Source organism: Hanstruepera sp. CR43 (assembly GCF_055227665.1).
On the sequence record NZ_CP200078.1, the window covers coordinates 2,597,782 to 2,607,500 of the forward strand.

The following is a 9,719-nucleotide window of genomic DNA, read 5'->3' on the forward strand; positions in this document are numbered from 1 at the left end:
GTGAACAAAACGATTGACATACAAGAATTAGGTTTAAAGGATTACAAGAAAACGTGGGAATATCAGGAATCCTTGTTTCAAGGTATTGTTGATACCAAGATTAAGAACAGACGGGAGGATACTGATTTGAAAACACCCAACTATTTCCTATTTGTTGAGCATCCTCATGTCTATACTTTGGGAAAAAGTGGTGATATGTCCAATCTGTTGGTTGATGAAAAACAATTAGCCGAAAAAGGGGCTTCTTTCTACAAAGTCAATAGAGGTGGCGACATTACCTATCATGGTCCTGGGCAAATTGTGGGTTATCCTATTTTGGATCTAGATAACTTTTTCACCGATATTCATAAATACTTACGTCTTTTGGAAGAAATGATTATTCTGACCTTGGCTGAATACGGTTTAAAAGCAGAACGCAGTCCTGGTGAGACAGGTGTTTGGTTGGATGTGGGAACACCCTTTGCCAGAAAGATATGCGCCATGGGTGTACGTGCCAGTCGTTGGGTGACTATGCATGGTTTTGCATTGAATGTGAATGCCGATCTAGGCTATTTTGATAACATGATTCCTTGTGGTATTCGTGGAAAAGCTGTTACCTCATTGAATGTAGAGTTAGGTGTTAAAGAAGTACCCATGGATGAGGTGAAAGCCAAATTGTTGAAACATTTTGCCCATTTGTTTGAGGCTGAATTACAACTTCAGGAAGAAAAAGTTTGATTTTTCACGCAACCTTTTGGCTATAATTGTATCTTTAAGATATAAAGCTAATCAATTGCACTTATGAAAAATTGCTACATTTCAATTATTCTACTACTATTCTCGTTCAATTTTTATTCCCAGAATACTTACCAATATACGGTTGAATCTATACCCTATCAAGAGTTTCAGGAACAAAATATTATACAATTTAATGGTGATGATCTTTATTCTGATGTTATAAATTTACCATTCTCATTTGATTTTTTTGGACTTATAAATCAAACAGAATTGGTAGTTGGTTCTAATGCAGATATTGTATTTGATAGTTCATTGGCAAATACATATGATCCATGGAGCTTTTCTGCTTCTGTTCCTTCTGTAGATTTACCAAAACTAGCTATATTTGGTCCATATCATGATATAGATAACAGTGGAAATTCAAATGATGATATTGGAGCTGTTTATTATGGGATATCAGGAGATTCCCCTAACAGACGTTTTTATATTTTTTACGAAGATATCCCTCATTTTTTAAGCTTTTGTGATGGGTTTTTTACTACATCCCAAATAGTTATTCATGAAACGACAGGTATTATTGACGTGCTAATTAAAAATAAACCTGCTTGTTTAGATTGGCAGGAAGGCAAAGCAGTTTTGGGAATTCAGAACCAAACAGGAACACAGGGTTTGACACCACCAAATAGAAATACAGGAACTTGGGAAGCCTATAACGAAGGTTGGCGTTTTAAACCAACTAGTAATTTCAATGTGGTCATTTGTGATGTAGATAATGACAATAGTGAAATCTTCAATATAGATGATTATAAAACTCGCATTTTAGGATTATTTAATTTAGATGTTTCAGAAAATATCGTTAATATTTTAGATGCTTCCAATGCATCGGTTTCAGGTGATGTTACCATAAGTTCTGGCAACAATAATTTCACCATAGTTATAAATCCAAGTACAGATAATGCACAATTTGATTTAACAGTCAGTTTTACCAACTGTGATAATGACGATGAAAATGATGGTATTCCAAATGACATGGAAGATGTTAATGGTAATGGTGATTTAGCTGATGATGATACGGATGGAGATGGTATTCCAAATTATCAGGACGATGACGATGATGGTGATACAGTCATTTCAGAATATGAAATTGTTTTTGGCGGTAGAAGTTCAGACAACAGAGTTAATCCACCAACATTTTTGGATACCGATAATGATGGTATTCCAGATCATTTGGATATGGATGATGATGGCGATGGCGTGATTACAATGGATGAAGATTATAATGGAAATGGTGATCCAACAGATGATGATGTTAACGGAAATGGTGTGCCAGACTATTTAGATGCTGCTCAATTAAGCATTGATGACATTAGTGTAAACACCAATTTGTTTTCTGTCTATCCTAATCCAGTAGATACTAACCTAACGGTTGAATTTGATTCGCAACTTCAATTTCAATCCCATTCAATGGAGTTTAAAGTTTACGATATTCAAGGACGACAGGTTATGCAATTGTCAGAGAGTCTATTTGATAACAAAGCCCAGATAGATGTGTCGGGTTTAACAAGTGGTTATTATCTTTTAGTGGTTAAAAGTGATAATTTCTTAAAGGCTAAGAAGTTTGTTGTGAAGTAGGTCTTTGCCTATTAAAAACTCTTTAATTATTTTTTTTCAAAGCACGTTTTTCGTCTTTTCTTTTTCGTTTTAAGTATTTTTTGTGAGCTTCAATGGTCTTTTCGTCTATTAAGCCAGTGACATCAACATTGTAACCAAGGGATTTTAATGTTTCTTGATGCTCCAAAAGCTTTGTTCTGTTTTGTTGTCTTATAGCTAATTGCTCGGGTGTAATTTTCTTTTTTGAGTCGCCTTCTAGTTCTGAGCAATCCACTTCTTCCCATTCAAATTCTTTTTCAAAATCTATTTCAGATGTTATAACTAGACATTTTCTTTCGGTCTTCGAAATTTGATATAATTTTTGTGCATACATATCGCACGCAAAAATGACTACTGTAGCCAGAAAAAGAAGCGTTTTTTTACTCATGTTGTTTATAGGTTATAATCTGATCGAATCCAATTTAGATATTTTAGTTTAGAAAATCAAATCAGCCTTCTGCATTAAAAAATACTTTGTAGTAATGCATTTTTTTAGTTTCATCGTAACCACGTTCCAAATACTCACTTGAGGCTTCAGGTGCATCGATATCTAGTTTTATCTGAATATTAGTGTCTAGTTTGATTTCGGTTTTTATTTTTTTCTTTTCCTTATTAACAACCAAATCAGATACATCAAATTGATTCCTGATAACTAAATCCTTTTCACTTTCAAAGGTTTTTTTGTAATCGTCAAACAGAGTTTTGTGTTTATCCTCCACAAAAATATCATCCTTAAACTCCTCAACTTTGACAATCTCATGTTCTTTGAAAAAATCAATGGTTTTGGCTAAAAAGGTATTTTGCTCCTGATTGCCATAAGAGATTTTTAAAATGTCTTCAGAAAAATCTTTGCACAATTCCAGATATTGCTGGGTGTGACTATTAGCATCATCTGCAAACTTGATATTTAAGAAATGATTGGTCCAATATTGTGCGTCATAATTGTTGTTATCAGCACTCAAAACAATACGTCCTTCCGTATCACTTTGGTTTAAAATTAAACAACCTTTATCTACTTTCTTACTATTGATACCTTTTTGAACCAATACATCATAACTATTATTTTCTAAATAGGTTTGAAAGAAATTTACTTTGTTCTCAATTTTGAAGATTCCAAGCGCGTTAGTGGTTATTTCATTGAATTCGATGCCTTCAAAAAGAACTACCAACACATCACCCGTTTTAATTTGTGCTGAATTGGACTGCTCAAATAAATGTTTAACAATATGTTTGGAAGTTTCAATGAAATCGTCCTCGTTCGCAAATATTTGGGAACAGTAGGTGTTGATTTCGTTGAGTGTTATGTCTGCATGATGATTAAATCGATAGCTTTGAACCACACTTCCAAATGGCCTTAATAAAAACGGCAACATGAGTTCGTAACTGGCCTCATCAAAATGGACTTCTTTTTCAGAAAACGCATTTTTAGTATTGTTGAACTTATTGCCAACTTTGTGAATAATACATTTTGAAATGGAGGCATTGGTGCGCTTAATCATAGTTGATTTAAAGTATATCGATTAAAATTGTGATTAGTTAATTTGATAAATAAGAATGGTGTTACTTTCTCCTTTGGTAACAAATTCTAAATTTCGGTCCTTGTCTATGTTGTCCATATCAATTTCTGAAGTACCATAAACAGGGAAATTGGAAAGTAACTTGGCATTGCTGTCAAACAGAAATACTTTTTGAGTTTGCTTATCGGTGACGGTCACATAAATTTTATCGTTTAAATAAAATATGTTGGGTTCGCTGTAATCACCATAATCTAGTTCGTAGGTATTTTGCTTTATTCGTAATTTGTTTTCTGAGAGGGCTACCAGTGTTTTAGACGTTGTTACAAAATCATGTTTTTCAAATAAACCCAAATTTTGGGAAGCTGTGTTCCCATTTTGGTCTATTGTTATCAACTCGCCACTGGAAGTTGTTGTGGCAAAATTATCATTGTATAGATAAACTCCTTCCCCTGAAAAATTAAAATTGCTTTTAGGTGTTACACGGGTTTTTCCGGTTCTATCCAAAATGTATAATTTGGTTGTCGTTTGGAATAATAGGTAATCTTTTCTTCCAATTCTTATATGTTGAGGTTGATGGATAACGTCGTTATCAGCTTTTGAAAAAGTAAATCCTTTTACGGTTTTGCCTTTGGCATCAAGCATCAGAACGTCCTGGCCTTGGGTAACTATTAAACGATATTTTTTATTGTTGTCGTAATCAAATACAGACAATGGTTGCGTAATCTTGTCATTGAATTTGAGCGGGAAAGGCGCTACGTCTTTACCATTTCTATCTAAAACATAAACACGGTTTGGTGTGGCAAATGTTAATTGCAATCGACCGTTTTTATACATGTCTATTTGCTCAATTCGCCCTAAAATGGGTCCTTGTAGCTGTTTCTTCCAAAGAATCTTGCCACTATTAGAGATAAGGTATAAGTTATTTTGAATATCTTGAACTACTATGTCCTTTTCATGGGTTAGATGATTGGTTACCAATTGCGGACTGTTCAACAAATCAGCGTCTAAAGCAATACTGTTTGATTCTGAAATAGAATTTTCATAAACAGGTGATTTGGCTTTTTGAACACTCGCATTCACATGTGCAAAATGCGAATCATAAATAAACTGAATTCCAGACGATTGATAATCGTTTAACTTGAGATTAATACTGTCACCTAAATTTCTATTGACAATGGGTTCCAGAGCATTTGAACCAACAACGCTTAACAACGAAGATTCGTCGCTAAATTTTTCTTTCAATAGCGCGTAATGATTTCTTGAATCATAGGTTGTTTGATTTTTATAACTCGCAATAATGTTGTGAAGACATTCAACACTATTGGAAAAAACGATAAAATTGTCAAGAATACAATACTTATCAGCCGTTTGAAAATCAATAAAAGGTTTAAAGGTATCATAAAATAAAGTAGGCTTGCCAAAACCAAAAATATCAACATCACGAAATGTTTCAATAATATCTTGATCATTTAACAAGGCATCTTTGGTTATGTATACATCTAGTGAGTTTAATATAACAGCTTGTTGATGACCTTCATAAACAGTACCCACTTCAATAATATTATCAAAAAGAAGCGGATAGTCCAAAACCGAATCTAGCTTTTGAATAGCCACTAAATTTTTATGGAAAACATTAAAATCATTAAAGGTGATACTTAAAAAACCATCACTGCTTGCTGGTGTAATGTGGGCCAATCTGTTTTCTTGAGGGATAGTATTTTTGAAGGCGTCAATGAGTTTTTGGGTTGAATCAGCTGAACGCGTGACACCGTTTAGAGTGAGTTCATTCTGATTGACATCAACATCCACAAATAAATAATCGGTTAATTCACGGGTTGCTAATTGTTCATTAACAAAAAAAGAATTAATGGAATTATCATACTTTTTGTTAATTAGGATAGCTAATTGATTTTCCGATCCTGATGACTCCATTAAAGATTCCAATGTATTCTCTAGTTTCTTGCCTTGAATGGTTTTGTCTAATAGCTCTTTGGTAGTAGCACCAATAAAAATACTGTCTATAACTGTATGAAATAATTGAAGGGAGTCAATGGTGCTTTTTGTAATGGTTTTAGATTGATATTTTAATGTTTCAACGCTATGATTGGGAAGTGAATCAATATCAAATAGCCCTTTTTTTAATTTAGTAATTAAGGAATACTCTAAACGATTTTCGGTATTCTTGAAAATAGAGATATATAAATCATCTTCTGTATTAAAGTGTTTAATGAGTGCTAACTGGTTTGAAAAATCAGCTACACTTTTGGATGCTTCTAGTTTGTTTAATAAATCGTTATTGTTAAGATTGCTATGTAAGCTGGCAATATTTTTGGTCTTTAAGATTATAGCTGCTTCATGGCTCAAATAATCAATGACATTTGATTTTTTTTCTGAAGTTTCACATCCAAAAATTACCGCAATTAGCAGGGCAAAAAGACAACTTTTTTTCATTAAGAGGGAATTTTTACAAACCTACATAAATAATTAATGGCTTTAAAATGTGTCTGTCGAAAATATTACAAATCCAATTTCAATTGTTCCGGTAGTAATCTAAATGATTTGCGATGATATTTAGTGATACCATATTTTTTAATCGCTTCACGATGTTCTTTAGTAGGATAGCCTTTGTTTTGTTTCCAGTTATACATAGGGAATTCCTCATGAATAACTTCCATATAAGCATCTCTATTGGTTTTGGCTAAAATAGATGCGGCAGCAATACTAAAGGTACTTACTATCTCCCTTTACAATGGTTTCAAAAGGAATTTGTTCGAATGGTTTGAACTTATTTCCATCAACAATAATATATTCTGGATGGGTTTCTAATTTTTCAATGGAGCGATGCATGGCTAAAATGGAAGCATTCAGGATGTTAATTTTATCAATTTCATCAGGAAATATATGGGTGAAATGATAAGAAAGGGCTTCATCCTCAATTACAGGTTTTAGCAGGCTGCGTTTGGTTTCAGAAAGCTGTTTGGAATCATTTAATATTTTGTTGTTAAAGTTTTTGGGAAGAATAACAGCGGCAGCGGTAACCGGGCCAGCAAGGCAACCCCTTCCTGCCTCGTCCGTGCCACATTCAAACTCAAACCCTGAATAATTTAACTTTAGCATTTAAATAATTCTTAATATCATAGCGTTATTGTAAATTGTGTATACCTTTGCAAGGTCGAAAAAAAATTATGAAGAAATCAGTTATAGTATTTTTTTTATTTTGCTTTTCTTGTATTGCTTTTGCGCAAGTTACCCCATCTAAAAAAGGAGAATTGTCGACCGGATACCAAAACGATTTAAATGTTAGACAAAATGACTCAACATTTAGAGGCTCATCTAAAAGCACCAGTAACAAAAACATCAAAAATTTAGATGCTAAAATTGAAATGTATGCAATCATTTCGCATCTTAAGGACACGACCTATGTTGATACCACACTAACTATCCAGAAAGAATATAAATTCAATTACCTACGTCGGGATAATTTTGAGTTACTTCCTTTTTCTAATGTTGGACAAACCTATAATTCATTGAGTTATAATTATGTCAACAATAGTACCATGCCTTTATTTGGTGCCAGGGCTAGACATTTTAATTATATGGAAATTGAAGATATTAATTATTATCATGTGCCTACGCCACTTACAGAACTCTATTACAAAACGGCTTTTGAACAAGGTCAGCAACTGGATGCTTTTTTTACTACCAACATTTCTAAACAGTTTAATTTTTCAATTGCCTACAAAGGTTTGAGATCTTTAGGGAAGTATCAACATATTTTAACCAGTACTGGGAACTTCAGATTTACAACTAGTTATAACACTAAAAATAAGAGATACTTTGCCAATGCCCATATAGTTATGCAAGATTTGCTCAATGAGGAGAATGGCGGTTTACAGGATGACAATATACAATTCTTTGAATCCGGTAATCCAGAATTTAGGGACCGAGCGGTTTTGGCTGTTAACTTTGAAGATGCAGAAAACATTTTGAAAGGAAAGCGTTTTCATTTAGATCATTCATATTATATTTTAAAACCAAATGATTCATTGGCAAATAATAAACTATTTGTCAGTCATAAGATGTCATTTGAAGACAAATATTTTGAATTTAACCAGACTAGAGAAAATGAATATTTTGGTGAGGCATTTCAAACGAGTAATTTAAGAGACCGTGTAACCTTGGAGAATTTTTATAACCAACTTGCACTGAATTATAGTAACAGTGTTATAGGTGATTTGCAATTTAATGTTGGGCACGAGAATTATAATTATGGTTATGATAAAGTTGTAGTCATTAACAATCAATATATCACCAATCGATTAAAAGGTGATATTGTATCGATTGGAGGGAAATATTTAAAGAGTATTAATAAGTTTAGTTTGTATGGGGAGTTTGGATTAAATGTCTCTGGAGATTTTGATGGTAATTTTATCACTGGAAGAGCATCTTACAGTTTCAATGAAAACACCAAAGTGAGCGCGCAAATTAATCACAATTCAACGGCTCCCAATTACAATTATTTATTGTATCAAAGTGTCTACAAGAATTATAATTGGCAAAACAACTTCAATAACACTGAAACACAACAGTTGTTTTTTGGTTTAGATACAAAATGGTTTGGTAATATGTCATTGAGTTACACTACCATAAATGATTATGCCTATTTTAAAAAAGATGCTGATGACGGTTTTGTTAAACCGTTTCAAACCAATCAAACGATTAACTATCTTAAACTTAAGTGGGAAAAGGGATTTGATTTTTTAAAGAAGTTTACCTTGTATAATACGGTTATGTACCAAAATGTGCAAGATGATAGGATGCTGTTAAACCTTCCAGAGCTCACAACCAGAAATACCTTATATTATTCCAATCACTTCTTTAAACGCGCTTTGTTTTTGCAAACAGGTGTGATATTTAGCTATTTCACAAAATACCATATGAATGCTTACGATCCGCTCATGGCTGAATTTTATGTTCAGAATAACCGAGAGTATGGAGGTTTTCCAAGATTTGATTTCTTTGTAAATGCAAAAATTCAACAAATTCGCATTTACTTAAAAGCCGAACATTTTAATTCCGCTTGGACAGGTTATGATTTTTATTCCGCTCCAAATTACCCGTATAGAGATTTTATAGTCCGATTTGGTGTTGTATGGAACTTCTTTTTGTAGTTTTTTGAAATTAATTTCCACCGCAAATATCTGATATTAAGCGTTTGTGGTTTTGGATTAAAAAAAATATATAAAAAAGTTTGTTTAGGAAAGGAAAAGGGTTTTATATTTGCGCCCTCGTTCGGGGCACTGATGTGCTGAAGGGCGGGGAAGTTCTAGGGGATTTATTGGGGTTTTTAGAAGGGGTTGAAAAAATATTTCAATTTTTTTTCAAAAAACATTGTGGGTAAAAAAAAGAGTATTTATATTTGCACCCGCTTAAGAGATAAACGCCTTAAGGGATAAAAGAAAAGTTCATAGACATATTGAATTGACAGCGTAGGAAAATGTTTGGAAACGGACATTTTCAACAAAAGAGAATAGGCCATTTTGAGTACCAAGGAGAAGGAAGAACAATTCTGTTAGTTGTTAAATAATATTTAAGAATTAACGATGAAGAGTTTGATCCTGGCTCAGGATGAACGCTAGCGGCAGGCCTAACACATGCAAGTCGAACGGCAGCGGGGAAAAGCTTGCTTTTCCGCCGGCGAGTGGCGCACGGGTGCGTAACGCGTATACAATCTACCTTTTACAGTGGGATAGCCTTTAGAAATGAAGATTAATACCGCATAGTATATAGGATCGGCATCGGTTTTATATTAAAGATTTATCGGTAAAAGATGAG

Annotated in this window: 6 protein-coding genes, 1 rRNA gene and 1 pseudogene (1 of these 8 running past the window's edge); 4 read left to right on the forward strand and 4 right to left on the reverse strand. The window is 33.4% G+C overall.

Translation table 11 applies throughout. The annotated features are described in order from the left end of the window. Nucleotides 1–717, forward strand: a complete 717-nt coding sequence (gene lipB, locus ACKXGU_RS11930; protein ID WP_463465520.1) for a lipoyl(octanoyl) transferase LipB — start codon at nt 1–3, stop codon at nt 715–717. 63 nt (nt 718–780) lie between these two features. Continuing rightward, complete coding sequence (locus ACKXGU_RS11935) at nt 781–2,349, forward strand: T9SS type A sorting domain-containing protein (protein WP_463465521.1); 1,569 nt, start codon at nt 781–783, stop codon at nt 2,347–2,349. Between the two features lie 22 nt (nt 2,350–2,371). Here the strand turns inward: ACKXGU_RS11935 and ACKXGU_RS11940 are convergent, their stop codons facing one another. The 4 genes and pseudogenes from ACKXGU_RS11940 to ACKXGU_RS11955 all read right to left on the reverse strand — a co-directional run bounded on the left by ACKXGU_RS11940 (nt 2,372) and on the right by ACKXGU_RS11955 (nt 7,001). Beyond that, nucleotides 2,372–2,755 carry a hypothetical protein gene (locus ACKXGU_RS11940; RefSeq protein ID WP_463465522.1) on the reverse strand — a complete coding sequence of 128 codons (384 nt, stop codon included), beginning with the start codon at nt 2,753–2,755 and terminating at the stop codon, nt 2,372–2,374. Between the two features lie 61 nt (nt 2,756–2,816). Beyond that, nucleotides 2,817–3,866 carry a nucleoid-associated protein gene (locus ACKXGU_RS11945; protein WP_463465523.1) on the reverse strand — a complete coding sequence of 350 codons (1,050 nt, stop codon included), beginning with the start codon at nt 3,864–3,866 and terminating at the stop codon, nt 2,817–2,819. Nucleotides 3,867–3,899: 33 nt separating this feature from the next. Beyond that, complete coding sequence (locus ACKXGU_RS11950) at nt 3,900–6,335, reverse strand: ribonuclease HII (RefSeq protein WP_463465524.1); 2,436 nt, start codon at nt 6,333–6,335, stop codon at nt 3,900–3,902. Between the two features lie 65 nt (nt 6,336–6,400). After that, nucleotides 6,401–7,001: pseudogene (locus ACKXGU_RS11955) on the reverse strand (ribonuclease HII). A gap of 68 nt (nt 7,002–7,069) precedes the next feature. Between ACKXGU_RS11955 and ACKXGU_RS11960 the strand changes: the two are divergent. Both ACKXGU_RS11960 and ACKXGU_RS11965 read left to right on the forward strand, forming a co-directional pair. Next, complete coding sequence (locus ACKXGU_RS11960) at nt 7,070–9,055, forward strand: putative porin (RefSeq protein WP_463465525.1); 1,986 nt, start codon at nt 7,070–7,072, stop codon at nt 9,053–9,055. Nucleotides 9,056–9,484: 429 nt separating this feature from the next. After that, nucleotides 9,485–9,719, forward strand: a 16S ribosomal RNA gene (locus tag ACKXGU_RS11965); it runs 1,291 nt beyond the window's last position.

Bases quoted from the DNA above. Each gene is read 5' to 3' on its own strand.
- ACKXGU_RS11935 (WP_463465521.1), top strand. From the start codon at position 781: ATGAAAAATTGCTACATTTCAATTATTCTACTACTATTCTCGTTCAAT.
- ACKXGU_RS11940 (WP_463465522.1), bottom strand. From the start codon at position 2,755: ATGAGTAAAAAAACGCTTCTTTTTCTGGCTACAGTAGTCATTTTTGCG.
- ACKXGU_RS11945 (WP_463465523.1), bottom strand. From the start codon at position 3,866: ATGATTAAGCGCACCAATGCCTCCATTTCAAAATGTATTATTCACAAA.
- ACKXGU_RS11950 (WP_463465524.1), bottom strand. From the start codon at position 6,335: ATGAAAAAAAGTTGTCTTTTTGCCCTGCTAATTGCGGTAATTTTTGGA.
- ACKXGU_RS11960 (WP_463465525.1), top strand. From the start codon at position 7,070: ATGAAGAAATCAGTTATAGTATTTTTTTTATTTTGCTTTTCTTGTATT.